Below are 25,393 nucleotides of genomic sequence, written 5' to 3'. Positions count from 1 at the left end.
GCCAAACAAGCCCTGGGGGCGTCGCGTTCAGCAAATACCTAGGGAATTTTCAGCCTGCTTGAGCACCGTTGCTATGCCCTTTGCCCGCCTCGCGCTAACTCTGTTTTCGGCCGTGTTGAGCGGCATTTTGCCCGCCTGCTCGCCGCCGCAACCCTCAGCCAAGCCCGTGCAGGGCGGCGCGGCAACGCACCCAACGGCTGCGCCGCGCACCAACCAGCCCAACGAGTTTCGGGTGCGCAAAACCGATGCGCAATGGCGGGCGCAGCTCACGCCCGAGCAGTACAAAGTGCTGCGCCAGCAAGGCACCGAGCGGCCCTTCGCCAACCAATTTCACCGCCACCACGCTACCGGCAGTTACCACTGCGCTGCCGACGGAAACTTGCTTTTTCGCAGCACCGAAAAGTTCGATTCGGGTACGGGGTGGCCCAGCTTTTGGGCGCCGGCCACGCCCGCCTCGCTGAAAGTGCAAAGCGACAACAGCTACGGCATGAAGCGCGACGAAATTGTGTGCGCTGCGTGCGGCGGCCACCTTGGCCACGTGTTCGACGACGGGCCCCGCCCCACCGGCCTGCGCTACTGCATGAACTCGGCCGCCATGGTGTTCAGGCCCGGCAACTAACCTAGGGCTTGGTGCCATACAGTTGGGCGAAGCCCAGAAGTGCAGTACGGCAACTTGCCCAAGTACCTTTTGGGGTTGAAAACCGCCGAGCGGCCAATTGGGAATGGCGCATGCGGGGCCAACTTCGCGGCGGCGCCTGCGTTCAGCAGGGTAGGGCGGCGCACTCACGCGGCTGCTCTTTGTACATGCCCGCACCACACCGTTTGCTCAGCTACCTAGGCGCTTTCATTTTAATTGGCTTGGTGGCTTGTTCCTCCGCCGATAGCGCCCTCGAAACCGACCGCGCCCCTACCGAAATCCGAACCGATGCCGACCGCCAGGCGGCGTACAACCGCGGCCTGGGCACGGGCAGCAGCGTACCCGATGCCACGCCGGGCCGCGTGCCCCAAGTGCGCGAGCAGGCCGCTGCCAGCGGAGGCCGCCAGCGCATCGAGTCGGTAAACACCAACGCGCCCAATACCACCACGCAGGAAGAGCGCGTACGGCGCATTCAGGGCAACGCCACGTTGGCTACGGATACGCTGCCGCGCCCTTAACAACACGCAAGTGGCCCGCTAGGCAACGGGTAAGGTTACCTGGCGGGCCACTCGTGGCTGATTGGCAACGGCTGACCTAGGCGCCGCCGGGCACCGGCGCAGCATCGGTACCGCCTGGTGCCGTAGCATCGGCGTTGCCGGGTTGTGCGGCGGGCTTGGCTGCCCGGCTGCGCGAGCGGTTGCTGGGCGCGGCGGCTGCAGCGGCACCGGTTGTGGCCGCTGCGCCGCTGCGGCTGCGCGAGGGCCTAGGCGGCGCAGGCTTGCGCTGCGACGCGGCAGGCTGGCTTGCCGCTGCCGCAGTGGTTTGGGCACCGCCCGTGGCAGTGCTTACGTCGTCGGTAGTAGTTGACGCGGTGGTTGCGGAAGTGCCGTCTTCCGAGAGGCTTTCCAGGGTTTGCTGCAACACTTGGCCGCTTTCGTCGTCGAAGCGCCGGGTGGCGTCCTCAATCACTTCGCGCAGCTTGGCCTTGGTTTCCTTGCGAATGCGCTTGGCCAGCTCGTCGAGGCGGCGGTCAAGCTCTTTCTGTACTTGCTTGGCGGCGGCGCGCAGGGCTTTTTTGTTGCCCGACTTTTTGCGCTTGGCTTGCTCGTTTTTGGCCGGCAAATCGATGCTGGTGTGTGCAGCGTCGTTTTGCTGCTGCTTGCGCTCGGCTTTGGCGGCTTTCCGCTCGGCCTTGCTCTGGCCGTCTTTGTCTTTCTTGTTGCCTTTGTCTTTTTGCTTGGTAGGCTGCTGGTCGGGCGTGTGGTCGGCCGTGGGGGTAGCTGCGGCTTTGGCCATAGAAGTAGAGGTTGAGGAGTGGAGAAGCAAGCGAACTACTTCGCCAAGGAAGCGAATCGGACGCAGATTGTCTTTGCTCATACGGCTGAAAAGTTGCTTTGGCGTGGTAGGGGTGCGCTTAATACGTAAAACGACGAGGTGAAGACTGCGCATTTCCCCGTTTCTTTGCGCGTTCGATTTCGTACGAAGCTCTATCGGCTGGCCCTAGGTGCCGGCTGCCTTTCATAGCTGCATGACCCCTCCGACCATCACCTCCCAGCCCCAGCGCTACACCATTACGGCGGCGCTGCCCTATGCCAACGGCCCCGTACACATTGGCCACTTGGCCGGCGTCTACATTCCGGCCGATATCTACGCGCGCTATTTGCGCGCCCAAGGCCGCGACGTTAAGTTCGTGTGCGGCTCCGATGAGCACGGCGTGCCCATCACCATTCGGGCCCAGAAAGAAGGCGTAACGCCGCAGCAGGTAGTCGATAAATACCACGCCATCATCCGCGACTCGTTCCGGGATTTCGGCATCTCGTTCGATATCTACGCCCGCACCTCCAACGACACGCACCGCCAAACCGCTTCCGATTTCTTCCGGAAGATGTACGAAGCCGGGCAGTTCACGGAGCAGGTGTCGCAGCAGTACTACGACGAGCAGGCCCAGCAATTTCTGGCCGACCGCTACATCGTGGGCACTTGCCCCACCTGCGCCAACGAAAACGCCTACGGCGACCAGTGCGAGCGGTGCGGCTCGTCGCTGAGCCCCACCGAGCTGATCAACCCCAAGTCGATGCTTTCGGGCAACAAGCCCGTGCTGCGCGAAACCAAGCACTGGTACCTGCCGCTCGACCAGTACGAGCAGTGGCTGCGCGAGTGGATCATCGAGGGCCACAAGCAAGACTGGAAAACCAACGTGTACGGCCAGTGCAAATCCTGGATCGACCAGGGCCTGCAGCCCCGCGCCGTAACCCGCGACCTGGATTGGGGCGTGCCCGTGCCCGTAGACGGCGCCGACGGCAAAGTGCTCTACGTGTGGTTTGATGCGCCCATTGGCTACATCTCGGCGACCAAAGATTTGCTGCCCGGCGACGCCTGGAAGCCCTACTGGCAAGACCCCACCACCAAGCTGGTGCACTTCATCGGCAAGGACAACATCGTGTTCCACTGCATCATTTTCCCGGCGATGCTCAAGGCCCACGGCGACTTCATCCTACCCGACAACGTGCCCGCCAACGAGTTCCTCAACCTTGAAGGCGACAAGATTTCGACCTCGCGTAATTGGGCCGTGTGGCTGCACGAGTACCTGCAGGATTTCCCCGGCAAAGCCGATGTGCTGCGCTACGTGCTGGCCGCCAACGCCCCCGAAACCAAGGACAACGACTTCACCTGGAAAGACTTTCAGGCCCGCAACAACAACGAGCTGGTTGCCAACCTAGGCAACTTCGTGAACCGCGCCGTGGTGCTTACCCACAAGTTTTTCGGCGGCGATGTGCCCGTGAAAGGCCCGCTCACCGACCTCGACCGCGAAGTATTTGCCCAGCTGGCCGAGTTTCCCAAGCGCATCGGCGACCTGATTGAGCAGTACCGCTTCCGCGATGCCCTCAGCGAGCTGATGAACCTCACGCGCCTAGGTAACAAGTACCTGGCCGACACCGAGCCTTGGAAACTGGTGAAAACCGATCAGGAGCGCACCGGTACCGTGTTGCACGTAGCCCTGCAATTGGCCGCCAGCCTGGTTACCTTGATGGAGCCCTTCCTGCCCACCGCAGCTGCCAACCTAGGCAGCATGTTGCGCATCGAGCGGCAGGCCTGGGCCCAGGCCGGTGCTACCGATCTGCTGCCCGCCGGCCACCACCTAGGCGACGCCGTGCTGCTCTTCGACAAAATCGAAGACAAAACCGTGGAGGCACAGGTGCAGAAGTTGCTCGATACCAAAGTGGCCAATCAGCTGGCCAACACGCCCGTAACAGCCGCCAAAGACAACGTGTCGTTCGACGAGTTCGGCCGCATGGATTTGCGCGTGGGCACCATCCTGAGCGCCGAGAAAGTAGCCAAAACCAAAAAGCTGCTGAAGCTCACCGTCGACACCGGCCTCGACCAGCGCACCATTGTGTCGGGCATTGCCGAGCACTTTGTGCCCGAGGCGCTGGTAGGTCAGCAAGTATTGGTGCTGCTGAACCTCGCCCCGCGCGAAATCAAAGGCATCGAAAGCCAAGGCATGCTGCTGATGGCCGAAGACGTGGACGGCTCGCTGCGCCTCATGCAGCCCGGCCAGCCCGTGCGGCCTGGCTCGTTTGTGGCGTAGGGGCGCATTGCCACGCACAGGCTTGCTACTTGCCCGAGTAATTGGCATTGGGCGCTTTAAAAACGGAAAGCCCGCATTCGATAAAGGAAGCGGGCTTTCAATTGTTAAACAGGTTGTTGAAACGGGTGCGTGCAATGCGCTCCTATTTGGTGTTGTACAAGTTCATCGTCCGCTCCAGCCCCAGGGTACCAAATGCCAGCACGGCCTCGGCAGCCTTTTCTACGCGCAGCGGCAGGTCAATCTGCTCGTCGGCCGAGAACGGGTTGAGCACATAATCCACCTGCCGGCCCTTCGGAAAGTTGGCATCTACGCCGAAGCGCAGGCGAGCGTACTCGTCGCTGCCCAGGGTTTCCTGAATGTGTTTGAGACCGTTGTGCCCGCCGGCCGAGCCTTTGCCTTTGAGGCGCAGCTTGCCGAAGGGGAGGGCCAGGTCGTCTGTCACCACCAGCAGCTGCTCTTTCTCCAGCTTTAGCGAGGAGAGGTAGTGCGCGGCGGCTTTGCCGCTCAGGTTCATGTAGGTGGTGGGTTTTACGAGCACGTAGGTTTTGCCTTTGTGCTTGATTTCGGCAACGAACGCGTGCCGCCCAATCTCAAATTTGGCGTCGTGTTTTTGAGCCAGGTAATCGAGCACCATGAAGCCGATGTTGTGGCGCGTATCGGCGTACTCGGGGCCGATATTGCCCAAGCCAAGGATCAGAAATTTCATAGAAGGTTGTTACGCGGGCACAAACGTAAAAAATCCTGCTCCGCACCGAGGCGAAGCAGGATTTTCTTATTCGAAAGCTCGAAAAACCTATTTCTCGGCTTGCAGCTGGCCACGCAGACCACGCGGGATGGTCACGGTAGCAATCGGAGCCAGCGGGTTGGTCAGAATCTGGTAGTTGGTGGTTTCCACCTTACTTACCTTGATCGACTTGCCCAGGCCCAGGTCCGAGATGTTCACCTCCACGAAGTCGGGCAGGTTCTCGGCCGTAGCCTTCACTTTCAGCTTGCGCAGCTTGGCCACCAGCTTGCCACCCTGCTGAACGCCGGGCGAGGTGCCTACAAACTTAACCGGCACGTCCATCTTCACCTCTTTGCCGTCTTGCAACTGCAGGAAGTCAACGTGCAGCAGCATTTCGTTCACGGGGTGGAACTGCGAGTCCTGCACGATGGCGCGGTACAGGTCGCCTTCAATGTTCAGATCAACGATGTGCACCTCCGGGGTGTACAGCAGCTCGCGGAACAGGATGGCCGGTACGTAGAAGTGCACTTGGGTCTCGCCGCCGTACATTACACAGGGTACGTACGACTCGTTGCGCAGACGCTTGGCTTCCTTCTTGCCGAGATTCGCTCTTTTAAACCCTACAATCTCCAGGCTTTTCATAATACTGGTGTTTGAAAAAGTGTGGCCCAATTAAAGGCCTTGAAATGAAACTGTTCCGCCCGGCTACAGCAGCCGAAGGGGCCGCAAAGGTACAGCGAAGAATTATATTTTGGAAGCCCAATGCTTAAATGAGGCGGAATAAAGCCTGTGCATAAACCAAGGCCAGGGCTAGCCCTGGCCTTGGTTACTATGTGGTCTATATAAACAGCGAGCTGATGGACTCGTGGGATACCACGTTGTGGATGGCGCGGGCGAAGAGGTCGGCTACGGAAATCACCTTGATCTTTTCGTTTTCCTCGCGCAGCGGAATGGTGTCGGTTGTAATCAGCTCTACCAAGGCCGAATTGCGGATGCGCTCGTGCGCGGGGCCGCTGAGAACAGGGTGCGTAATTACGGCGCGCACCGAGGCGGCGCCGCGCTCCAGCAGCAAGTCGGCGGCTTTGCAAACAGTGCCGGCCGTGTCCACGATGTCGTCCACGAGCACCACGTTCATGCCTGTTACGTCGCCAATTACCTGCATCGAGGCAATTTCGTTGGCCCGCAGGCGCATTTTGTCGCACACCACAATTTCGGCCCCAAACTTCTTAGCAAAGGCCCGGGTGCGCACCACGCCCCCTACGTCGGGCGAGGCAAAGATGAGGTTCTCCAGGTTCAGCGACTTGATGTAAGGCGCCGTGATGGTGGAGCCGTCAAGATGATCGACGGGGATGTCGAAGAAACCTTGGATTTGGCCGGCGTGCAGGTCGCAGGTCATCAGGCGCGAGGTGCCCACGCTCTGGATAAACTCGGCTACTACTTTGGCGCCGATGCTCACGCGGGGTTTGTCCTTGCGGTCTTGCCGGGTGTAGCCCATGTAGGGCATCACCACGTTCACTTTGTAGGCCGAGGCGCGCTTGGCCGCATCTACCATCAGCATCAACTCCATCAGGTTGTCGGCGGGCGGGAAGGTGCTTTGGATTAGGAACACCTCGCAACCGCGCACGCTTTCGTTGAAGCTCGGCCCGATTTCAGAATCGGCGAAACGCTGGATGGAGAGGTCGCCGAGGGGCTGGCCGTAGGCGGCGGCAATTTTTTCGGCTACGGCGCGCGACGTAGTACCGGAGAAGATTTTAACCTGCGAGGACATGAGGGAACGGAAATAAGCGAAACAGCGAAACCAAGACAGCGGCGCCCGACAAGATTCGGATGCACACGCGGTACTTGGGTGCCGGGCCGCTTGCCCGCCTGACCCAGGGCTAACGCGTGGGCCGATCTGCCGGAACCGAAAAACGCAAAAGGCGCCGGCTCCGCTCCGAAGAGGGGGCCAGCGCCTTGTTGGTTGTCCGACCAGGGCTCGAACCTGGACTTTCTTGAATCAAAATCAAGCGTGTTGCCAGTTACACCATCGGACAATTTCCCTTGCGGTAACCAGTGGTTGTGCCGTTTGGGTTTGCAAATGTAGCTAGCTTTTTGCTGCCTCCAAATTTTCCCTCAAAAAAAATTTCAGCAAAAAGGCCTTATTGGGGCCGAAAAGGCTCTTTTTGCAGTGATTTTCAGCGAGAAAAGATTCTGATTTTTTTCGCCGGGAGGCAGGGTTGCCCGTGCAGCGAATGGTCCGTACTTTTGCGGCCTGAAACTGCTCTCATTCTCCTTATAAAGAACTGCAATGGCGAATACCGGCAAAATCACCCAGGTTATCGGCCCCGTCGTCGACGTGAGCTTCGCGGGTGAAGGCTCTAAGCTTCCCAACATCCTCGACGCCCTCGAAGTGGTGAAGGACAACGGCACGCGCGTTATCCTGGAATGCCAGCAACACCTGGGCGAAGACCGTGTGCGTACCATTGCCATGGACTCGACCGACGGTCTGACCCGCGGCGCCGAAGTGCGCGACCTAGGCACCCCGATTCAGATGCCGACCGGCGACGCCGTACTCGGCCGCCTGTTCAACGTGGTAGGCGAGGCCATCGACGGCCTGCCCCAGCCGGCTGCCACCGGCTCGCTGCCCATCCACCGCTCGGCTCCGCGCTTCGAGGACCTCTCGACCAGCACCGAGGTACTGTACACGGGTATCAAAGTTATTGACCTGATCGAGCCCTACGCCAAGGGTGGTAAGATCGGTCTGTTTGGTGGTGCCGGTGTAGGCAAAACCGTACTGATTCAGGAACTCATCAACAACATCGCCAAGGCCTACTCGGGTCTGTCGGTGTTTGCTGGTGTAGGCGAGCGTACCCGCGAGGGCAACGACCTACTGCGCGAAATGATCGAAGCCGGCATCGTACAGTACGGCGACGAGTTTAAGCACGGCATGGAAGAAGGCCAGTGGAAACTGGACGCCGTGGATCTGGAAGGCATGAAGGATTCGAAAGCCACCTTCGTGTTCGGCCAAATGAACGAGCCCCCCGGAGCCCGCGCCCGCGTAGCCCTGTCGGGCCTTACGGTTGCTGAGAACTTCCGCGACGGCGACGGCACCGGCGCCGGCCGCGACATCTTGTTCTTCATCGACAACATCTTCCGCTTCACCCAAGCTGGTTCGGAAGTATCGGCTCTGCTGGGCCGTATGCCGTCGGCCGTAGGTTACCAGCCCACGCTGGCTACCGAAATGGGTGCCATGCAGGAGCGCATCACCTCCACGAAGCGTGGTTCGATTACCTCGGTACAGGCCGTTTACGTACCTGCCGACGACTTGACCGACCCGGCTCCGGCTACCACCTTTGCTCACTTGGACGCTACCACGGTACTGTCGCGTAAAATCGCTGAGCTGGGCATCTACCCGGCCGTTGACCCGCTCGACTCGACCTCGCGTATCCTGGATGCTTCGATCATCGGCGAAGAGCACTACAACACCGCTCAGCGCGTGAAAGAGATTCTGCAGCGCTACAAAGAACTGCAGGACATCATCGCCATCTTGGGTATGGACGAACTCTCGGAAGAAGACAAGCTCGTGGTATCGCGTGCACGCCGTGTGCAGCGCTTCCTGTCGCAGCCCTTCCACGTTGCGGAGCAGTTTACCGGTCTGAAAGGCGTACTGGTTGACATCAAGGACACCATCAAAGGCTTCAACGGCATCATCGACGGTCTGTACGACCACCTACCCGAGGCTGCGTTCAACCTGGTAGGCACCATCGAGGATGCCGTTGCCAAGGGCGAGCGTCTGATGGCTGAGGCCCGCTAATCTTTTAGTTGACAGTTGACAGTTGTCGGTAGTGAGTTCGGGCCCTAGGTCCGGACCGGCACTGGCAACTGTCAACTAAAACTGACAACGAACATGCGTTTAGAAATCATCACGCCGGACCGGAAAGTGTTCGAGGGCGAAGTTACCTCGGCGGTGTTCCCGGGTGTTGCCGGTCAGTTTGAAGTGCTCAACAACCACGCGCCCCTGATCAGCGCGTTGCAAGCGGGCGAGGTGCGCGTTATCAGCGCAACCGGCCGCGAGTCGTTCCAGGTGAGCGGCGGCGTGGTGGAGGTGCTGCGCAACAACGTAACCGTACTGGCTGAGTCGGTACTCGCGTAGTACAACTTACTTACATGCAGAAGGCCTTTCTCTAGCGAGAAAGGCCTTTTTGTTTTGTTGCCATTGCCAGGTTTTTTGGCCTAGGTGGTACTGCTTGCCAGAAGCCCGGCAGCGTTACATTTGCCTAATGGATATCCGCCCGAAAATCACGCCCATCTATCAAACGTCCGTTTTCAAGTTCCAGGACCTAACTGAACTGGAAACGTACTTTCAGGAGCCCGGCAGCAGCTACATGTACTCGCGCAACGGCAACCCCAACTCCGATGAGTTGGCCGAGGCCGTGAACAAGCTGGAGGGCGGGGCCGGAGCGGTAGCAACGGGCTCGGGCATGGCCACCATCTTTGCGGCTCTGATGGCTTATTGCCGGGCCGGCGACCATGTGTTGTGCGCCGCGGATATCTACGGTGGTTCGTCGGCGTTGCTGAATGCCGAGCTAAGTCGCGTGGGCATTACCGTAACCTATGTGCCCTTCGAGCAGCTCTACAACCTGGGGCAGTTTGTGCAGCCTACCACGCGCCTGCTGCTGGCCGAAACCATCAGCAACCCGCTCTTGCGCGTAGCCGACCTGCGCCGCCTGGCCGACGAATGCCACCGCCACGACCTCAAGCTGGTGGTAGACAATACCTTTGCCTCGCCCATTCTGACTAAGCCGCTGGACCTTGGGGCCGACATTACACTGCACAGCGTTACCAAGTACATATCGGGCCACAGCGACGTGACGGCCGGTGTAACGGTAGCGGCCGATGCCGAAACGGCTGCTCGGCTGCGGCAAATCACCATGATCTATGGGCTTACGCTGAGCCCCATGGAAAGCTGGTTGGCGGTGCGCGGCCTGAAAACCTTGCGCTTGCGCGTGCGCGAACACAGCCACAATGCTTTGGCCATTGCCAAGATGTTGCAGCAGCACCCGGCTGTGCGTGCTGTGTACTACCCCGGATTGCCCCAGCACGAGCAACATGCTGTGGCCTCTGAGCAGGGGCACGGCCTATTTGGTGGTATGCTTTCCTTCAAGCTCGATGACGACCCCGAGGCTGTAAGTGACTTTATGCGCCGCGTGAAGCGCTTCCCGTTTGCACCGTCATTGGCCGGCGTTGATTCGTCGTTGTCGTACCCCCTAGGTACTTCGCACCGCAACCTAACACCGGAGCAGCAGGAGACCCTAGGTATTTCGGTGGGTCTGGTACGCTTGTCGGTGGGTATTGAGCCGGTTGAGGAGCTAATAGCTGATTTGGAGCAAGCCCTGAGCTAAGTTGCAACGGAACAGGTTTATATACCACGGGCCGGGCATTTTGTGCCAGGCCCGTTTGCTTTGTACCCCTCATTGAACTTAATAGACCAATCCTCAGGTCTTAAACTATCCAGCAGGTAGTATTTCTTTTAAGGCACTTATCACCCGGCGCACGTGGGCGTCCGTCATAGCAGAGCCGGATGGGAGGCAAAGGCCACGGTTGAAGAGGTCTTCGCAAACGCTGCCGCCGTAGGTTGCGCAGCCGGCAAATAGCGGCTGCAGGTGCAGGGGTTTCCAAAGCGGGCGCGCTTCGATGTTGTGGGTTTCGAGGTGCTGGCGTACTTCTTCGGGACTCAGGTTGGTATGCTCGGGGCGCAGCAATATGGTGGTAAGCCAGCGGTTGGCGCGGGCATTGGGCAATTCGGCCGGCCCAACCTGAACGGCTGGCAATGGCTTTAGCAGCTCGCAGTATTGCGCATAAATCTCACGCCGACGCTTTACCCGGTCTTCGATTAGCCCCATCTGTCCGCGGCCGATGCCGGCCAGCAGGTTGCTGAGGCGGTAGTTGTAGCCTACGGCTGAGTGCTGGTAATGCGGAGCGGCGTCGCGGGCTTGGGTGGCGAGCCAACGCGCCTGCTGAGCCCACTCGCTTTTGTTGGTAACCAAGGCGCCGCCGCCGCTGGTGGTAATAATTTTGTTGCCGTTGAAGGAGAAAATGCCTACTGCTCCGAAGGTGCCCAGGGGCTGTTTCTGAAACGTCGAACCTAGGGCTTCGGCTGCATCTTCGAGCACTGGCACCCCAAATTCGGCCGCAATGGCCAGCAACTCGGGCAGGCGGGCCGGCATGCCGTAGAGGTGCACTAGCACAATGGCTTTGGGCAGGCGGCCTCTGCGACTGCGTTCGGTTAGAGCCTCGCGCAGCAAGCCGGGGCATATATTCCAGGTGTCGGTTTCGCTGTCGATGAAAACGGGCTCGGCGCCCAGGTAGCGCACGGGGTTCGCCGTGGCCACAAACGTAAAGGAGGGTACTAGCACTTCGTCGCCGGGGCCTACGCCGAGCAACTGAAGCCCTAGGTGAATTGCCGCCGTGCCCGAGTTCAGGGCTACGCAATGCTGCGCACCGGTATACTGGCAAATGTCGCGCTCGAAGCCGTCGATGTTCGGACCAACGGGGGCTACCCAATTGTCCTCGATGGCCTTGTGTAGGTAATTCAGCTCGTGGCGGCCCAGGTGTGGCGGCGAAAGGTAGAGTCGGTCGTATTCGTCGCTACGCATAAAAGGAGGGCATGGGAACAACCCCAAAAGCAAAGCCGCGCAACGCAGCCCAAAGTGAAATATTCAGACAAAAATAACCCCGTGGCGTGGGAAGATGTACGTGCGGCGGCTGGCAAGTAGCTGGCTAGCTGCCGCGTCAAACGCGCTGCTTGATGACGGAAGCCGGCACGCCCACGGCGGTACAGCGGGCCGGCAAATCGCGCACCACTACGGCACCGGCGCCTACCACCGCTTCGGCGCCAACCCGCACTTGGTTGATAACGGTAGCGTTGGTGCCCAAGTATACGCCGGTTTCGAGGTAGGCCTCGCCGCCTACGTTGGCGTGCGGCATCAGCGAGCAAAAATCCTCCAGCACGGCATCGTGGCCGATGGTACAGCCCAGGTTGACGAGCACGTGGCGGCCCAGGCGAATATCGCAGGTAAGAATGCTGGCCTGGCAAATGATGCAGCCCGCGCCCAACTGCACGCGTTGGTAGGCGCGCAGCGGCACCGAAGGGTGCACGAGCGTGGCAAAATGAATGCGCGGCGAAGTAAGGCGGCTGATTACAGCGGCGCGGCTGCGGCTGCTGCCCACGGCTACGGCTACGTACACCGAGTCGGCAGTGGCGTTCAGGTCATCAACGGTACCGAGCCACGGCAGCTCGTGCACGCGCTCCTCGGCCGGCCGCTGATCGTCGTAAAAGCCCAGCACGTTCCAGCGTTGCTCTACTTCGTTGAGCTGGCGCACCAACTGCAATACTTCGCGGCCGAGGCCGCCCGCGCCAACAATAACGAGCGGCCGCACGCCGGTGAACTCGGGGTCTTCGTACTCAGAAAAGAAAAGCTGGGTCATGCGGCAGGAGAATCGGAAGAGCTTGAGGCCGAGCCCCGGAAGGCTTCGGTGGTGGCTTGCCCGGGCGCCGAAATGCCTTTGGCACCTAGCACGCGGGCGGCAGTCAGCCCTAGAATACGTAAATCGAGCGCAAAAGAGAGATGCTCGACGTACCACACGTCGAAGGCAAATTTTTGCTCCCAGCTGATGGCGTTGCGGCCGTTTACCTGCGCCCACCCCGTAATGCCGGGGCGCACCTCGTGGCGGCGGGCCTGCAGAGCTGAGTAAAGTGGCAGATACTCGGGCAATAAGGGGCGTGGGCCTACCAAGCTAATGTCGCCGCGCAGCACGTTCCAGAGCTGGGGCAGCTCGTCGACGGAAGAAGCGCGCAGCCAGCGACCTAGGCGCGTGAGGCGCTGGGCATCGGGTAATAACTGGCCCTGGGCGTCGCGCTCGTCCTTCATGGTTTGCAGCTTATAAAGCGTAAACAGGCGGCCGTGCAACCCCGGGCGTTGGTGCCGAAACAGTACGCGGCCACTTCCGGGCTGGCACTTCAGCAACACGGCAGCAACGGCCAGTATTGGCAGCGCCAGCAGTAGCAGCGGCGCGGCCAGCAGCACATCGAGCAGGCGTTTGCCCCAAGTGCGGTACCAGCCAGTAGATGCAGCAGAAGCAGACATGCAGCGCGGGTGCGGATAAAACCCAGTGCAAGTTACGCGCAAGCTTTTCATCGGGCCGATTGCGTGCAGGTATGGCTGCTGCGTTGTTGCTTTGTGGCCATGCTCGTCTTCCCCAACGCCAAGCTCAACCTAGGGCTGCACATCACCGAACGCCGCCCCGATGGCTTTCATACGCTCGAAACCGCCATGGTACCGCTGCCGTGGTGCGATGCGCTGGAGGTACTGCCCAGCACTGCCGAAACCTCGCTGGCGCTTACCGGCCGCCCCATCCCCGGCGACCCGGCCACCAACCTGTGCATTCGGGCCTACGAGCTGCTAAAAGCCGACTTTCCGGAGGTGCCGGCCGTGCAAATGCACCTGCACAAAGTAGTGCCCATTGGCGCCGGCCTAGGTGGTGGTTCGGGCGATGCTGCCTTTGCCCTAAAGGCGCTGAACACGGTGCTCGACCTAGGGCTGACCGACGACCAGCTGGAAGCCTACGCCCGCCGCCTCGGTTCGGATTGTGCCTTCTTCGTGCGCAACCAACCGGCCTTAGCCCTAGGTCGCGGCGACGAGCTAACGCCCTTGCCGTTGCCGCAACTCGCGGGCACGGCTTGCAAGGTTATTTATCCCAACCTGCACATCAGCACGGCCGAGGCCTACGCGGGCGTAAAGCCCAAAGCACCCGCCCACGACTTGCGCACGGCGCTCAGCGGCCCCATCGAAACGTGGCGCCACACGGTGGTAAACGATTTTGAGGCCTCGCTGGCGCCTAGGTATCCGCTGCTCGATGAGCTGAAGCAGCAGCTTTATGCTGCCGGTGCCGCCTACGCTAGCCTGTCGGGCTCGGGGTCGGCGGTATTTGGGTTGTGGCCAGGGCAGCCGCTGCCGCCGAGCATGGCCTTAACCGGCGACTTCCTCGTGTGGGATGGGCAGCTGTGAGGCCGCGCGGCGCCGGCGCACCCACTGGTCGATAACCGGGTGCACCAGCACGCTCAACAGGATAATGACCGTGCCGAGGTAAAAGCCCGTCGACATTTTCTCCTGGCTACCGAAGATGAGCACAGCCAAGGCAATGCCGTACACGGGCTCCAGGTTCACGGTAAGGTTGAGCGAAAAGGCCGACAGGCGCTGCTGCAGCTCCACCGAAGCAGAAAACGCATACACAGTGCATACGCCGGCCAGTATCAGCAGCCACAACCAGTCGAGCAGGGTAGGGGCGAGTTGCGGCAGCTCGCCGCCAAAGCCCGGCCTGACAATCAGGAACAAGGCAATGCTCAGGCAAGCGCCGCTCATCTCGTAAAATGTTAAGCGCAAGGGCGGGTGCTGCTTGGTAAGCTTGGCATTGAACACGCTGAACAACGCACTCAGGCCCGCCGAAAACACTGCTACACCTAGGCCAAGTAGTTGATCGAACTCGGCTTGCGACACCAGGTACAAACCGACCATGGCCACCAAGCCCAGCACGATTTCGTAGGCCTCGAAGCGCTTGCGCAAAATCAGCGGCTCCAGTATCGACGTCCAGAGTGCGAGCGTAGCCATGCCGGCCAAACACACGCTTACCGACGATAGCCGCGCCGCCAGAAAGAAGGTAATCCAGTGCACGGCCACCATTGCCCCCACGCCCAACAGCCGCAACGCCTGCCCCCGCGATACCCGCCATTCCTGCTTGCGCGAAACCAGCAGAATGGCTAGGCCCACCGAGGCAATGAGTGTGCGGTAAAACACCAGTTCCACGGGCGGCAGCGAAATCAGCTTGCCCAGAATGGCCGTAAAGCCCCACAAAAACACGATAAAGTGGAGGCGAAGGTAGTCTTTGAGCATGGTGGTGGGGATGGCGCCAGCCGGCAACCTGGGGCCGCAGGCTGACACTTGGCGGTTAGCGCGGAATAAACTTATAGAGCACCAGCCCGATGCTGGTGAACACAATATTGGGCACCCAGGCGGCCAGCATTGGCGGCATATCGCCCACCAAAGCCAGGTTGCGGCTCAGGATAACAAAGCCGATGTAGATGAAGGCCAGCACGAAACCTAGGGCAATTTGGCCGCCCACGCCGGTGCGCGATTTGCGGGCACTCATGATTACGCCAATCACCGTCAGGATAACGATGGCGAAGGGGTAGGCGTAGCGTTCGGCGCGCTCCACCAGGTAAATCTCGGTGTCGCTGGCGCCGCGGTTTACTTTCTCCTGAATCAGGTTTTGCAGCTCGGGCAGGGTAAGCGTTTCGGCTAGCTTAAAAGTGCTGGCGAAGTCTTTAGGGTACAGGTTCAGGGTGGTGTCGCGGGCCGGAAAAACCTTCAGGGTTTCCTTGTCGCCGTTGATGGTGCGCACCACCTGCGGCGTAAGGTGCCAGGCTTTTTTGGTGGAGTCCCAACTGATGGCCTCGGCCGACATGCGGCGCTTGAGCATGGTACCCTCAATGGTTTCCAGCGCAAAACGGTAGCCCACGTTGCTCACGTTGTCGTAACTCTCGAGGTAAGCGTAGTGCTGCGGGCCAATTTTGATGTGCACGTTGCGCCCCTGAAAACGGTAGGGGTTCTTGACGTATTTCCGCTCGAAGGCCACGCGCGGTTTGTTGGCCAGCGGAATAACCCAGCCAATCAGCCCAAACGTGGCCAGCCCGATAATGCCGCCGCCCATAACATAAGGCAGCAGAAACCGCCGGAAACTCACGCCCGAGGCCAGAATGGCCACAATCTCGGTGCGAGCCGCCAACCGCGCCGTAACCAGCACCGTAGCAATAAACACCGTGATGGGCGAGAGCAGGTTGGCGTAGTAGGGGAATAGGTTTAGGTAATACTCCGTGATGATCTTGCCCGCCCCTAGGTTGTGCTTGATGAAGTCGTCGTTTTTCTCCGTGAAGTCAATCACGCATATCACCATCACCAGCACCACCACTGTGAAGATGAAGGTGGTGAGCATTTTACCTAGGACGTATTTATCGAGGAGCCGGAGCATGCGGGTTAGTTGTCAGTTGATCGTTGTTGGTTGTCAGTGATGGATGCCAGAACGAACGGACAACGAAAAACTGACAACTGAAAACTCATAGCCTTACCATCAGCTGCTTCACCATTTTCTCCTTCCACTCGCGGAAGGTGCCGGCCAGGATTTGCTCGCGGGCGTTGCGCACCAGCCACAGATAGAAGGTGAGGTTGTGCACCGAGGACACCATCCCTGCCAGGTACTCGCTGGCGTGAAACAAATGGCGCACGTACGATTTGGAGTAGAACGTGCTGGCGTAGCCACCGAGTTCTTCGTCGATGGGGGAGAAGTCCTGCTCCCACTTCTTGTTCTTGATGTTGATGATGCCCTGCGTGGTGAACAGCATGCCGTTGCGGGCGTTGCGGGTGGGCAGCACGCAGTCGAACATATCCACACCTAGGGCAATGTTCTCCAGGATGTTGGCCGGCGTGCCCACGCCCATCAGGTAGCGCGGCTTGTCGGCGGGCAAAATGTCGCAGCAGAGCTCCGTCATTTCGTACATCAGCTCGGCCGGTTCGCCCACGCTCAGGCCGCCAATGGCGTTGCCGGCGCGGCCTTGCGCGGCAATAAACTCGGCCGATTGCTTGCGCAAATCCCGGAAAGTGCTGCCCTGCACAATCGGAAAAAGCTGCTGCTCGTAGCCGTAGAGCGGTTCGGTGCTATCGATACGCTCGATGCAGCGCTTCAGCCAGCGGTGCGTCATGTCCATCGACTTGCGGGCGTAGTCGTACTCGCAGGGCCAGGGCGTGCATTCGTCGAACGCCATAATGATATCGGCCCCGATAACGCGCTGAATGTCCATTACGCCCTCGGGCGTGAACAAGTGGTGCGAGCCGTCGATGTGCGAGCGGAACTTCACGCCTTCCTCTTTGATCTTGCGCGTTTCGCTGAGCGAGTACACCTGGTAGCCGCCCGAGTCGGTCAGGATGGGCCTGTCCCAGCCGTTGAACTTGTGCAGGCCGCCGGCTTTCCGCAGCGTATCGAGGCCGGGGCGCAGGTACAGGTGGTAGGTATTGCCCAGAATAATTTGGGCGTTGATGTCCTCCTTGACTTCGCGCTGGTGCACGGCTTTTACCGAGCCCGCCGTGCCCACGGGCATAAAAATGGGCGTCTGGATGGTGCCGTGGTCGGTGGTGAGCACACCGGCGCGGGCTTTGGTTTGCGGATCGTGAGCGACGAGGTCGAAAGTCATGCGAAGAAAAATGGCAAGCGGTACTGGCGCCAGTAGTGCACCATCCCTAGGTGCCGGCACCACCAACAGCTCAGGCAGTTGGCAGGCAAGCTGCTCGGGGGTATCCAGCCGAAGGCATCAGCACAAGTGGGCACCTGCGGCCGCAGGCTAAACAAGCCGCAAAGGTAACCCGTATGGGCGGTTCGTGCCTCGCCTCGGAATGGCTACTTTTGCCCGCCGAATACCACTAACCCCGCACCTGCCTTGCCTTTTCACTTATCGCCCGTTTCCTGGCTGCTTGTGCTGTGCGTGGCGGTGCAATTGTGGTATGCGGTGTATTACTTCTGGCCGTTTGGGCGCCGCCGCGTAGCCGAAACCCAGGAGCCCGACGCCGCCCACGAAGCGGAGCATCCGGTGTCCATTGTGGTGGCGGCCCGCAACGCGGCCGATCAGCTTCGGCAGCTAATGCCGGCGCTGCTTAACCAGGAGTACGAGCGGTTCGAGGTAGTGCTCATCGACGACCGCTCCGACGACGAAACCGTTCTATACGCGCAGCAGCTCACGCAGTACTACCCCAACGTGCGCCTCGTGACCGTGGAGCGCACGCCCAACAACCTGGCTCCCAAAAAGTATGCCCTCACCCTAGGTGTTAAGGTGGCCCGTTACCCGTACCTGCTCTTCACCGACGCCGACTGCGTGCCCACCTCGTACCAGTGGCTGCGCCACATGGCGCGCGGCTTCGATACAGGCGCCGATTTGGTGCTGGGCTACGGGCCCTACGCCGAGGCCCCCGGGCTGCTGAACAAACTCGTGCGCTTCGAAACGCTGCTGACCGGCTTGCAGTACCTAGGCTTTGCCGAACGCGGCCTGCCTTACATGGGCGTGGGCCGCAACCTGGCCTACACCAAGCAAACCTTTATGGCCACCAAAGGCTTCGCTTCGCACATCAGGCAGCTCAGCGGCGACGATGATTTGCTGGTGCAGGATGCCGTGCAACTTGGGCGGCAAGCGGCCGTCGTTACGGCGGCCGAAGCGCAAACCCTGAGCCTCGCCCCAACCACCTGGCGGGAGTGGTGGCACCAGAAGCGCCGCCACATGGCCGCCGGCAATCGGTACCGATTTGCCGACCGACTTCGGATTGGAACCTTTATCTTAGCCAACGGCTTATTTTATCTCGCAACTCTGGCGGCATTTGTAGTGCCTGATCCTGAATGGGTAGCGCTTGCAGGGGCATGGGTTGTCCGAACCTCGACAGCACTTGCTACGTACGCGCAGGCCAGCCGCCGCCTCCACGACCGGCAACCGCTGTGGTTGTTCCCGGCGCTGGATGCGGGGTATTTTTTTGCCTACTTTCTCCTGACAGCCTCGTTAGTGCTCTACCGCAACCCCTCCCGATGGAAGTAAACAATCAGGACCTCCAGAAGCAGTTCTCGGCCAAAGCCAAGCACGACTTCAAGCTTATCCGCGCAGCCGTGGAGCAGGCCGACGAGAAGGCGTATGCCGAACTGATGCAGATTTATAAGAAACCCGTGTACCACGTGGTGCTTAAAATGGTGCGCAACCCCGACGATGCCGAAGACCTCACCATCGAGGCTTTTGCCAAGGCGTTCCGCAACCTGCATAAGTTTAACCCCGAGTACGCCTTCAGTACCTGGCTTTTCCGCATCGCCACCAACAACTGCATCGACTTTATTCGCAAGAATAAAATCAAGACGATGTCGATTGACTCGGCCATCAAGATTGACAACGGCGACGAAATCACCATCGATTTCCGCGACAACAACTTGAACCCTGCCGAAACGGCCATCAAGAACCAGAAAATCGAAATCATGCAGCACGTGGTATCGCGGCTGCCCGATAAGTACCAGCGCCTCGTAACCCTGCGCTATTTCGACGAGCTGAGCTACGAAGAAATTGCCCAGGAGCTGAAAGCGCCCCTAGGTACCGTAAAGGCCCAGCTGCACCGCGCCCGCGAGTTGCTCTACGACATGGTGAAGAACAAGAAGGAAATCATCTAGTGCTTGCTGCCTAACTAAAATCGAAGCCCCGCCACCTAGGCGGGGCTTCGTTGTTTGTAGCGCAGACTTCAGTCCGCGTTTGCGTGAACGACAAGCGTCAGGGCAGTTCCGCGCGCAACCATTGTTCTGGCAAACGCGGACTGAAGTCCGCGCTACAGCCGTGCCGCCTACGCGCTACCTTTGCCCTACAATGGATATCCTCTTCCGCTATTTCCCCGACCTCACGCCGCGCCAGCGCGAGCAGTTTCAGCAGCTCGACCACGAGTTCCGCGGTTGGAACGAGCGCGTAAACCTGATTGCCCGCACCGATGTGGATAACTTGGCCGAACGCCACTTTCTGCACTCCCTAGGTATTGCCAAGGCGGTGCAGTTTCCGGCAGGCAGCACGGTGCTCGATGTGGGCACGGGTGGCGGGTTGCCTGGTTTGCCGTTGGCCATTCTGTTTCCGGAGGTAGAGTTTCACCTTATTGACAGCATCGGCAAAAAGATTAAGGCCGTGCAGGATATGGCCCACGCCTTGAAGCTGCACAACGTTACGGCCGAGCAGGTGCGGGCGGAGCAAGTGCGCTCGAAGTTCGACTTTGTAGTGAGCCGCGCCGTTACGCGCCTGGCCAACTTTCACCCCTGGATTGCGCAACGGTATACCGCTACCGCCAGCACCGACGAGTCGCACGGCTTGTACTACCTGAAGGGCGGCGACTTGACGGAGGAAATCGAGGAATCGGGGTTGGTAGCCACGGTAACCAACCTAAGCGACTTCTTCGAGGAGGAGTTCTTTGACACGAAGAAGGTGGTGTTTGTGCCCGCCAACAAAGCCATATCGAAAGGCAAACGCACCAACAACGTATAGCCAACAACCAGTAAACAAAGCGGCGCGGAGGTCTTACTCCGCGCCGCTTTGCTGTTAGGCCGGTACTTGGGCCGTCAGAAATTCCACGGCCCGGCGCTCGGAGTAATAGGCGCCGTCGGAGGGGAGGCCTTCGGCAAAACCCACGTGGCCGCCGGCTTCGGGCGTTTCCAGAAATACGTAGGGGCTGCGTTCGGCCGCCTCGCGCGGAAAGCAAGTGGCCGGCAAAAACGGGTCGTTTTGGGCGTTTACAATCAGCGTCGGAATCCGAATGCCATCGAGGTAGCGGCCCGAGCTGCTATGCTCGTAGTACTCGTCGGCCGATTTGAAACCGTGCAAGGGCGCCGTAAAACGGTTGTCGAACTGCAAAAAGTCGCTCAACTCTTCCAAGCCTTCGAGGTCGAGTTGTCCGGGCAGCAGCTCGGCTTTGGTCCGAATTTTTTGCCGCAGCGACTTCAGGAAGCGGTTAAGGTAAATGCGGTTTTGCAGGCGCGAAATGTGCTCCGAGCCGGCCTTCAGATCGGTGGGTACCGAAAATACGGCCGCGCGCTTTACCTCTTGCGGAATGCGCCCAGCGTCTTCGCCTAGGTACTTCAGCGTCATGTTGCCGCCCGCCGAAAAGCCCGTCAGGAACACGCGGCGGTACCGGCCCGTGGCCAAGGCCTGCTGCACCACAAAGTGCAGGTCGTCGGTGTCGCCTAGGTGGTAAGCGCGCAGCAAGCGGTTGGGCTCGCCGCTGCAGCTGCGGTAGTTCCAGGCCAGCGCATCGATGCCGGCTTGGTTGAGCGCACGCGCCATGCCGCGCACGTAAGGCCGGCCAGCGTCGCCTTCGAGCCCGTGCGAAACAATGCCCAGCGCATCGGTAACGTGCTCGGTGCGCGCCCAATCCAAGTCCAGGAAGTCGCCGTCGGGCGTTTCGACGCGCTGGCGCTGGTACTGCACCTCGGGCACTTCGCGCAGCAAGCTGGGCACAATGGTTTGCAGGTGGCCGTTGAAAAGGTAAAAAGGCGGCCGGTAGCGGGAGTTGGCTATGATCGGCATCGCGGCAAGCAGTTAAGGATGAAGAAATGCGGGTTTCTGGAAGGTACGCAAGTTTTAGGCATGCATACTAATTGCGGCGTTCTGCGTGCTTCGGCCCTAGGTGGTATGGCCGCGCTGGGTGACCGGGGAGGTAACCAATTGGTCAGCAAATCTTTGTATGTACTTGAGTAGAAGCACAACAGTGCGCGCAAAGTTTCGAACAGCCGAATGCACAGAGCGTATAACTGCCTGACAACCTAAACGCTAACTATGAAAACAATGAAAACAACGTCCTTTTTTCTGGTAGCGGTGGCCGTGGTGCTTGGCAGCGCATGCAGCAGTTCGACTTCTACTACGGGCACCACCGGCTCGAGCACCTCGGGCAGCACGGTTACCAACGACGCCAGCAGCGGCATGACTTCGGGTAGCTCAACCAGCCCCGGCACGTCGGGTTCGGGCTCCATGAACACCTCGTCGGTAGGCACCAGCAGCAGCGTATCGGGCACCGGCGTTAGCTCGGGCTCCATGAACGTAAGCGGCAGCACGGCCAGCTCGGCTCCCGTGGGCGGTACCGGCGCTGCCGATATCAATGCCTTTGCGGCCACCTTCGCCAGCATGGACGACCCCACGTTTCTGATGACGGCTGCCAGCAGCAACATGCTCGAAATTCAGCTTGGCCAAATGGCCACGCAGCAATCGGCAAACGCCGACGTGAAAAAGTACGGGCAGATGATGAAAGACCACCACACCAAAGCCACGCAGGAGCTGAAAACAGTAGCAACTCCGCTGAACGTGACTTTGCCCACCGCCCTGATGCCCGTGCACCAAGCCTTGGCCGATAAAGTAGCGGGCAAAACCGGCAAGGCTTTCGACGAAGCCTACATGGACGCCATGGAAACGGCCCACCGCCTCGATATTGCCATGTTCGAAGCCAAATCCAAGCAAGCCAGCACGCCCTCGGTAAAAGCTTTGGCCATGAAAACGTTGCCCATGCTGAACTCGCACCAAAAAATGGCCGACGAGGTAGAGAAGAAAGTTGACTGAGGTTGGCGCAAGCGCGTGGCCGCGTACTGCGCGGTGTTTCCTATGCCCCGGTATGCTCTGGCAGGCCGGGGCTTTTTTGTGCCGCAGCAGGCAGCAGCGCCAGCAGAATCGCTACTACCACCGCCACGGCCGCTGAGGTGCCAAAAGCTGCCCGCGAGCCGAACTGCTGCCACAACAATCCCGTGAGGGCACTGGCCCCGAGCGCTGCCAAACTGCTTAGGCCGGCAAAAGTACCTAGGGCGGCGCCCTTGTCGGTGGGGGTACAAAGCCCGCTAACCCAGGCTTTGCTGACGCCCTCGGTGGCTGCGGCGTAGAGCCCATAAAGCCCGAACAAGCCGCCGACCAGCCACCCCCCGCGTGCGTACCCAATGCCGCCGTACGCCGCCGCAAACAGCAGCAAGCCCGCCACCAACATGCGGCGCGGGCCCACCTTGTCGGCCAATAAACCCATCGGGAAGGCTGCCGCGGCGTACACCACGTTGTAGAAAATATATACGCCCACCACCTGCCGGTACTGCTGCGGCGCACGGTGCCAGTACCCAAACGCGGCCCAAAACGGGCGCACCGGTTGCCCCGAGGGCTCCTGTGGCCGCTCCCGCACCAGCAGCGTAGCCCCCACCGACAATACCCCGGGCACAAAAGCCAGCAGAAACAGCGTGCGGTATTGGCCGGGGTGCGCAGCCAACCACCACAACGCTACCACGGGCCCCAGCACCGCCCCGAGCGTATCCAGAGCGCGGTGAAACCCGAACACGGCGCCGGTACGGTGAGCCGCCGCTTCGTCGGAAAGCAGCGCATCGCGGGCGCCGGTGCGCAAACCCTTGCCCAGGCGGTCGGTGGTGCGGGCCACAAAAATCCACCACGGCGCCGCCAACCACGCCAACATAGGTTTGGAGAGGGCGCTCAGGCCGTAGCCCAACCGCACAAACGGCAGGCGCCGCCCCACCCGATCCGACCACTGCCCGAAATAGCCTTTGCTTAGCCCGGCCGTGGCCTCGGCCAAGCCCTCCAGCGCCCCAATCAGCACTACCGAAAAACCAATGCTGCGCAGGTACAGCGGCATAATTGGGTATAGCATTTCGCTGGCCAAGTCGGCCAACAAGCTCACCAGCGACAGAAGCCAGATGGTTCGGGTCAGAAAACGCACGGGGCGGGGGGGGGGTAGGGGCTTGCAAAGCGCCGGTGCGGCAGCCAGCGCGGCCGATGGCAGGGCTTTGCAGGCATTTATTTGCCAGCTGTTTGACATTCTCGCTCCGAATATCTACCTTTGCCAACCCAATTGACTAGAACCTCGACAGAACATCTGTTTTTTTCGCTTTCCGCATCATGGCAAATCATAAGTCGGCTCTGAAGCGCATCCGCTCGAACGAAGCCAAGCGCGTGTTGAACCGTTACCAGGCCAAATCGACCCGCACGGCCGTTAAGAAGCTGCGTGCTACCACCGACGCTTCGGAAGCCCAAGAGCTCCTGAAGAAAGTATCGTCGATGCTGGATCGTCTGGCCAAGAAGAACATCATCCACAAGAACAAGGCGGCTAACAACAAGTCGAGCCTGGCTAAGTACGTAAATAAGCTGGCTGCCTAAGCCAACGGATTACGTTGTAGTTCTTGCTAAAGGCCCCGTGCTTACGAGCGCGGGGCCTTTACGCTTTGGGCTACGGCCGAGCTGGCCCGTGTGCCCTAGGTGCCAACCGGGAGACAACTGCCCGGCAGCCCTTGAAAGCAAAAAGCCCGCGCAGCCGTTGCTGCGCGGGCTTTTTGCAACTCAGCGGCGTGGCTTACACGGTGCTCAGCTTAATCATGTTGGCTTTGCCTTTCTCGTTGATGGGCATCGAGGCGGTGCTGATAAACACGTCGCCTTTGGCGATGTGGCCGGTGGTCATTAGCACGTACTTGATGTCGGCAATGGTGGTGTCGGTGCTCACAAAACGGTCGTAGTAAAAGCCGCGCACGCCCCAGGCCAGGCTCAGCTGCGTGAGGATGGCGCGGTTGTCGGTGAACACGAAGATGTTGGCTTGCGGGCGGTACTTCGAGAGTTGATACGCCGTGTAGCCCTTGTGCGTCATGCCTACAATGGCCTGCGCACCGGTGGCGCGGGCCAGGCTGCAGGCCGCTGCTAGTACGCTGTTGGTGTAGTAGGTATCGGGGGCAGCAAGAGGGTCGCCGGCGGCAAACTCGCGGTGGTACAGGCCGGGGTGCTCTTCGGCGCTCCGGATGGTGCCTCCCATCGAGCGGATCACCTCGGCCGGGTAAGCGCCCACGGCGGTTTCGGCCGACAGCATTACGGCGTCGGCGCCGTCGAGCACGGCGTTGGCCACGTCGTTGGTTTCGGCGCGGGTGGGGCGCGGGTTCACGATCATGCTCTCCATCATCTGCGTGGCCACAATCACGGGCTTGCCGGCGCGGTTGCATTTCTGGATGATCATCTTCTGCGCCATCGGCACCTCCTCGGCCTTAATTTCCACGCCTAGGTCGCCGCGGGCCACCATTACGGCGTCGGTTAGGGCAATAATTTCGTCGATGTTGCGCAGGGCCTCGGGCGTCTCGATTTTGGCCACTACGCGCGCCTGCTTGCCGCTCTCAGCGATGATCTGCTTGATGAAGCGGATGTCTTCGGCGCGGCGGGCAAACGAAAGCGCAATCCAGTCGACGTCGTTTTCGAGGCCAAACTTCAGGTCTTCGATGTCCTTCTCGGTCATCGACGGGGCCGATACGTTTGAGTCGGGCAGGTTGATGCCTTTGCGCGGTTTTACGGTGCCGCCGTAGATTACCTCGCAGAGCACTTCCTTTTCGCGGTCGGTCGTGAGCACGCGCAACTCCAACTTGCCATCGTCGATCAGGATCATGTCACCGGGCTTCACGTCGCGCGCCAGCCCTAGGTAAATCGTGCTGATGCGGCCCGGGCGGCTAATTTCCTTTTCGCCGCACACCAGCGTAATCTGCTCGCCGGCCTTTATTTCAAACGAGCCGCCCTCCACGTCGCCCAGGCGGATTTTCGGACCCTGCAAATCTTGCAACAAGCCCACGTGCGTGCGCAAATCCTTGTTGAGGCGACGCACCAGGTTGATTACGGCCAGGTGCTCTTCGTGCTTGCCGTGCGAAAAGTTCAGGCGAAACACATCCACGCCCTCGCGGATGAGCATGCCCAGTTTGTCGTAGGTGTTAGAGGCCGGTCCGACGGTGGCCACAATTTTGGTCTTGTTAAAACCAGGACGATTTTCCATGTATCGGTAAGGGTTGTGCGTCTGCGATTGTT

25 protein-coding genes and 1 tRNA gene are annotated in these 25,393 nt (G+C 60.1%); 12 read left to right on the top strand and 14 right to left on the bottom strand.

What is annotated here, in order from left to right; genetic code table 11:
• The first annotated feature begins 73 nt into the window (after positions 1–73).
• Positions 74–619, top strand: a complete 546-nt coding sequence (msrB, locus tag D3Y59_RS09465) for a peptide-methionine (R)-S-oxide reductase MsrB (protein WP_119444835.1) — start codon at positions 74–76, stop codon at positions 617–619.
• A 185-nt stretch (positions 620–804) separates the two neighbouring features.
• Complete coding sequence (locus tag D3Y59_RS09460) at positions 805–1,155, top strand: hypothetical protein (protein ID WP_162910665.1); 351 nt, start codon at positions 805–807, stop codon at positions 1,153–1,155.
• 76 nt (positions 1,156–1,231) lie between these two features.
• Here the strand turns inward: D3Y59_RS09460 and D3Y59_RS09455 are convergent, their stop codons facing one another.
• Entirely contained in the window at positions 1,232–1,933 is a 702-nt protein-coding gene (locus D3Y59_RS09455; RefSeq protein ID WP_119444833.1) for a hypothetical protein, read from the bottom strand.
• A 232-nt stretch (positions 1,934–2,165) separates the two neighbouring features.
• Between D3Y59_RS09455 and metG the strand changes: the two genes are divergently transcribed.
• Complete coding sequence (gene metG / locus D3Y59_RS09450) at positions 2,166–4,226, top strand: methionine--tRNA ligase (protein ID WP_262696947.1); 2,061 nt, start codon at positions 2,166–2,168, stop codon at positions 4,224–4,226.
• A gap of 142 nt (positions 4,227–4,368) precedes the next feature.
• On the opposite strand, the gene pth is transcribed toward metG, so the two are convergent.
• The 4 genes from pth to D3Y59_RS09430 all read right to left on the bottom strand — a co-directional run bounded on the left by pth (position 4,369) and on the right by D3Y59_RS09430 (position 6,983).
• Positions 4,369–4,932 (bottom strand): aminoacyl-tRNA hydrolase, encoded by a 564-nt coding sequence (pth, locus tag D3Y59_RS09445; RefSeq protein ID WP_119444832.1) that lies wholly within the window; start codon positions 4,930–4,932, stop codon positions 4,369–4,371.
• Between the two features lie 87 nt (positions 4,933–5,019).
• Complete coding sequence (locus D3Y59_RS09440) at positions 5,020–5,592, bottom strand: 50S ribosomal protein L25/general stress protein Ctc (protein ID WP_119444831.1); 573 nt, start codon at positions 5,590–5,592, stop codon at positions 5,020–5,022.
• Between the two features lie 196 nt (positions 5,593–5,788).
• Complete coding sequence (locus tag D3Y59_RS09435; RefSeq protein ID WP_119444830.1) at positions 5,789–6,718, bottom strand: ribose-phosphate pyrophosphokinase; 930 nt, start codon at positions 6,716–6,718, stop codon at positions 5,789–5,791.
• 189 nt (positions 6,719–6,907) lie between these two features.
• Positions 6,908–6,983, bottom strand: a tRNA-Gln gene (locus D3Y59_RS09430).
• 254 nt (positions 6,984–7,237) lie between these two features.
• Between D3Y59_RS09430 and atpD the strand changes: the two genes are divergently transcribed.
• From atpD to D3Y59_RS09415, 3 genes are all read left to right on the top strand, one after another.
• Positions 7,238–8,743, top strand: a complete 1,506-nt coding sequence (atpD, locus tag D3Y59_RS09425; protein ID WP_119444829.1) for a F0F1 ATP synthase subunit beta — start codon at positions 7,238–7,240, stop codon at positions 8,741–8,743.
• 93 nt (positions 8,744–8,836) lie between these two features.
• Positions 8,837–9,082, top strand: coding sequence for an ATP synthase F1 subunit epsilon (atpC, locus tag D3Y59_RS09420; protein ID WP_119444828.1), 246 nt, complete (start codon positions 8,837–8,839; stop codon positions 9,080–9,082).
• A 127-nt stretch (positions 9,083–9,209) separates the two neighbouring features.
• Positions 9,210–10,331, top strand: a complete 1,122-nt coding sequence (locus D3Y59_RS09415) for a trans-sulfuration enzyme family protein (protein WP_119444827.1) — start codon at positions 9,210–9,212, stop codon at positions 10,329–10,331.
• 105 nt (positions 10,332–10,436) lie between these two features.
• On the opposite strand, the gene D3Y59_RS09410 is transcribed toward D3Y59_RS09415, so the two are convergent.
• The 3 genes from D3Y59_RS09410 to D3Y59_RS09400 form a co-directional block, all read right to left on the bottom strand.
• Positions 10,437–11,585: a DegT/DnrJ/EryC1/StrS family aminotransferase gene (locus tag D3Y59_RS09410; RefSeq protein WP_119444826.1), complete on the bottom strand. Its 1,149-nt coding sequence runs from the start codon at positions 11,583–11,585 to the stop codon at positions 10,437–10,439.
• Positions 11,586–11,721: 136 nt separating this feature from the next.
• Positions 11,722–12,417: a NeuD/PglB/VioB family sugar acetyltransferase gene (locus D3Y59_RS09405; protein WP_119444825.1), complete on the bottom strand. Its 696-nt coding sequence runs from the start codon at positions 12,415–12,417 to the stop codon at positions 11,722–11,724.
• On the bottom strand, positions 12,414–13,076 hold the full coding sequence (locus D3Y59_RS09400) for a sugar transferase (protein ID WP_119444824.1): 663 nt from the start codon (positions 13,074–13,076) through the stop codon (positions 12,414–12,416). Before D3Y59_RS09400 ends, D3Y59_RS09405 begins: the two co-directional genes overlap by 4 nt.
• 99 nt (positions 13,077–13,175) lie before the next feature.
• Between D3Y59_RS09400 and ispE the strand changes: the two genes are divergently transcribed.
• Complete coding sequence (gene ispE / locus D3Y59_RS09395) at positions 13,176–13,997, top strand: 4-(cytidine 5'-diphospho)-2-C-methyl-D-erythritol kinase (RefSeq protein WP_119444823.1); 822 nt, start codon at positions 13,176–13,178, stop codon at positions 13,995–13,997.
• Here ispE and D3Y59_RS09390 read toward each other — a convergent pair.
• From D3Y59_RS09390 to tgt, 3 genes are all read right to left on the bottom strand, one after another.
• Positions 13,959–14,879, bottom strand: a complete 921-nt coding sequence (locus tag D3Y59_RS09390; protein WP_119444822.1) for a DMT family transporter — start codon at positions 14,877–14,879, stop codon at positions 13,959–13,961. The genes ispE and D3Y59_RS09390 overlap by 39 nt on opposite strands.
• Positions 14,880–14,934: 55 nt before the next feature.
• Positions 14,935–16,014 (bottom strand): LptF/LptG family permease, encoded by a 1,080-nt coding sequence (locus D3Y59_RS09385; protein WP_119444821.1) that lies wholly within the window; start codon positions 16,012–16,014, stop codon positions 14,935–14,937.
• Positions 16,015–16,099: 85 nt separating this feature from the next.
• Entirely contained in the window at positions 16,100–17,230 is a 1,131-nt protein-coding gene (gene tgt / locus D3Y59_RS09380) for a tRNA guanosine(34) transglycosylase Tgt (protein WP_119444820.1), read from the bottom strand.
• A 243-nt stretch (positions 17,231–17,473) separates the two neighbouring features.
• Here tgt and D3Y59_RS09375 point away from each other — a divergent pair, with 243 nt between their 5' ends.
• The 3 genes from D3Y59_RS09375 to rsmG all read left to right on the top strand — a co-directional run bounded on the left by D3Y59_RS09375 (position 17,474) and on the right by rsmG (position 20,077).
• A complete protein-coding gene (locus tag D3Y59_RS09375) occupies positions 17,474–18,613 on the top strand; it encodes a glycosyltransferase (protein ID WP_119444819.1) in 1,140 nt (379 codons plus the stop codon).
• Entirely contained in the window at positions 18,604–19,227 is a 624-nt protein-coding gene (locus D3Y59_RS09370; protein WP_059067497.1) for an RNA polymerase sigma factor, read from the top strand. Before D3Y59_RS09375 ends, D3Y59_RS09370 begins: the two co-directional genes overlap by 10 nt.
• Before the next feature lie 190 nt (positions 19,228–19,417).
• Entirely contained in the window at positions 19,418–20,077 is a 660-nt protein-coding gene (gene rsmG, locus D3Y59_RS09365; RefSeq protein WP_119444818.1) for a 16S rRNA (guanine(527)-N(7))-methyltransferase RsmG, read from the top strand.
• Positions 20,078–20,131: 54 nt separating this feature from the next.
• On the opposite strand, the gene D3Y59_RS09360 is transcribed toward rsmG, so the two are convergent.
• Positions 20,132–21,115 (bottom strand): YheT family hydrolase, encoded by a 984-nt coding sequence (locus D3Y59_RS09360; RefSeq protein WP_119444817.1) that lies wholly within the window; start codon positions 21,113–21,115, stop codon positions 20,132–20,134.
• Between the two features lie 258 nt (positions 21,116–21,373).
• On the opposite strand from D3Y59_RS09360, the gene D3Y59_RS09355 reads away from it, so the two are divergent.
• A complete protein-coding gene (locus tag D3Y59_RS09355) occupies positions 21,374–22,138 on the top strand; it encodes a DUF4142 domain-containing protein (protein ID WP_162910664.1) in 765 nt (254 codons plus the stop codon).
• Between the two features lie 40 nt (positions 22,139–22,178).
• On the opposite strand, the gene D3Y59_RS09350 is transcribed toward D3Y59_RS09355, so the two are convergent.
• Positions 22,179–23,285 (bottom strand): MFS transporter, encoded by a 1,107-nt coding sequence (locus D3Y59_RS09350; RefSeq protein WP_119444815.1) that lies wholly within the window; start codon positions 23,283–23,285, stop codon positions 22,179–22,181.
• 179 nt (positions 23,286–23,464) lie between these two features.
• Between D3Y59_RS09350 and rpsT the strand changes: the two genes are divergently transcribed.
• Positions 23,465–23,722, top strand: coding sequence for a 30S ribosomal protein S20 (gene rpsT / locus D3Y59_RS09345; protein WP_119444814.1), 258 nt, complete (start codon positions 23,465–23,467; stop codon positions 23,720–23,722).
• Positions 23,723–23,915: 193 nt separating this feature from the next.
• On the opposite strand, the gene pyk is transcribed toward rpsT, so the two are convergent.
• Positions 23,916–25,361 (bottom strand): pyruvate kinase, encoded by a 1,446-nt coding sequence (gene pyk, locus D3Y59_RS09340; protein WP_119444813.1) that lies wholly within the window; start codon positions 25,359–25,361, stop codon positions 23,916–23,918.
• Between the last annotated feature and the right edge of the window lie 32 nt (positions 25,362–25,393).

It is taken from the genome of Hymenobacter oligotrophus (genome assembly GCF_003574965.1).
In the GTDB taxonomy this organism is placed as follows: domain Bacteria; phylum Bacteroidota; class Bacteroidia; order Cytophagales; family Hymenobacteraceae; genus Solirubrum; species Solirubrum oligotrophum.
Note: the sequence above shows the minus strand (reverse complement) of the source record. Positions and strands in the feature narration are given on the sequence as shown.

Excerpts from the sequence above, each read along its gene's own strand:
- msrB (WP_119444835.1), top strand. The coding sequence starts at position 74 with ATGCCCTTTGCCCGCCTCGCGCTAACTCTGTTTTCGGCCGTGTTGAGC.
- D3Y59_RS09460 (WP_162910665.1), top strand. The coding sequence starts at position 805 with ATGCCCGCACCACACCGTTTGCTCAGCTACCTAGGCGCTTTCATTTTA.
- D3Y59_RS09455 (WP_119444833.1), bottom strand. The coding sequence starts at position 1,933 with ATGGCCAAAGCCGCAGCTACCCCCACGGCCGACCACACGCCCGACCAG.
- metG (WP_262696947.1), top strand. The coding sequence starts at position 2,166 with ATGACCCCTCCGACCATCACCTCCCAGCCCCAGCGCTACACCATTACG.
- pth (WP_119444832.1), bottom strand. The coding sequence starts at position 4,932 with ATGAAATTTCTGATCCTTGGCTTGGGCAATATCGGCCCCGAGTACGCC.
- D3Y59_RS09440 (WP_119444831.1), bottom strand. The coding sequence starts at position 5,592 with ATGAAAAGCCTGGAGATTGTAGGGTTTAAAAGAGCGAATCTCGGCAAG.
- D3Y59_RS09435 (WP_119444830.1), bottom strand. The coding sequence starts at position 6,718 with ATGTCCTCGCAGGTTAAAATCTTCTCCGGTACTACGTCGCGCGCCGTA.
- atpD (WP_119444829.1), top strand. The coding sequence starts at position 7,238 with ATGGCGAATACCGGCAAAATCACCCAGGTTATCGGCCCCGTCGTCGAC.
- atpC (WP_119444828.1), top strand. The coding sequence starts at position 8,837 with ATGCGTTTAGAAATCATCACGCCGGACCGGAAAGTGTTCGAGGGCGAA.
- D3Y59_RS09415 (WP_119444827.1), top strand. The coding sequence starts at position 9,210 with ATGGATATCCGCCCGAAAATCACGCCCATCTATCAAACGTCCGTTTTC.
- D3Y59_RS09410 (WP_119444826.1), bottom strand. The coding sequence starts at position 11,585 with ATGCGTAGCGACGAATACGACCGACTCTACCTTTCGCCGCCACACCTG.
- D3Y59_RS09405 (WP_119444825.1), bottom strand. The coding sequence starts at position 12,417 with ATGACCCAGCTTTTCTTTTCTGAGTACGAAGACCCCGAGTTCACCGGC.
- D3Y59_RS09400 (WP_119444824.1), bottom strand. The coding sequence starts at position 13,076 with ATGTCTGCTTCTGCTGCATCTACTGGCTGGTACCGCACTTGGGGCAAA.
- ispE (WP_119444823.1), top strand. The coding sequence starts at position 13,176 with ATGCTCGTCTTCCCCAACGCCAAGCTCAACCTAGGGCTGCACATCACC.
- D3Y59_RS09390 (WP_119444822.1), bottom strand. The coding sequence starts at position 14,879 with ATGCTCAAAGACTACCTTCGCCTCCACTTTATCGTGTTTTTGTGGGGC.
- D3Y59_RS09385 (WP_119444821.1), bottom strand. The coding sequence starts at position 16,014 with ATGCTCCGGCTCCTCGATAAATACGTCCTAGGTAAAATGCTCACCACC.
- tgt (WP_119444820.1), bottom strand. The coding sequence starts at position 17,230 with ATGACTTTCGACCTCGTCGCTCACGATCCGCAAACCAAAGCCCGCGCC.
- D3Y59_RS09370 (WP_059067497.1), top strand. The coding sequence starts at position 18,604 with ATGGAAGTAAACAATCAGGACCTCCAGAAGCAGTTCTCGGCCAAAGCC.
- rsmG (WP_119444818.1), top strand. The coding sequence starts at position 19,418 with ATGGATATCCTCTTCCGCTATTTCCCCGACCTCACGCCGCGCCAGCGC.
- D3Y59_RS09360 (WP_119444817.1), bottom strand. The coding sequence starts at position 21,115 with ATGCCGATCATAGCCAACTCCCGCTACCGGCCGCCTTTTTACCTTTTC.
- D3Y59_RS09355 (WP_162910664.1), top strand. The coding sequence starts at position 21,374 with ATGAAAACAACGTCCTTTTTTCTGGTAGCGGTGGCCGTGGTGCTTGGC.
- rpsT (WP_119444814.1), top strand. The coding sequence starts at position 23,465 with ATGGCAAATCATAAGTCGGCTCTGAAGCGCATCCGCTCGAACGAAGCC.
- pyk (WP_119444813.1), bottom strand. The coding sequence starts at position 25,361 with ATGGAAAATCGTCCTGGTTTTAACAAGACCAAAATTGTGGCCACCGTC.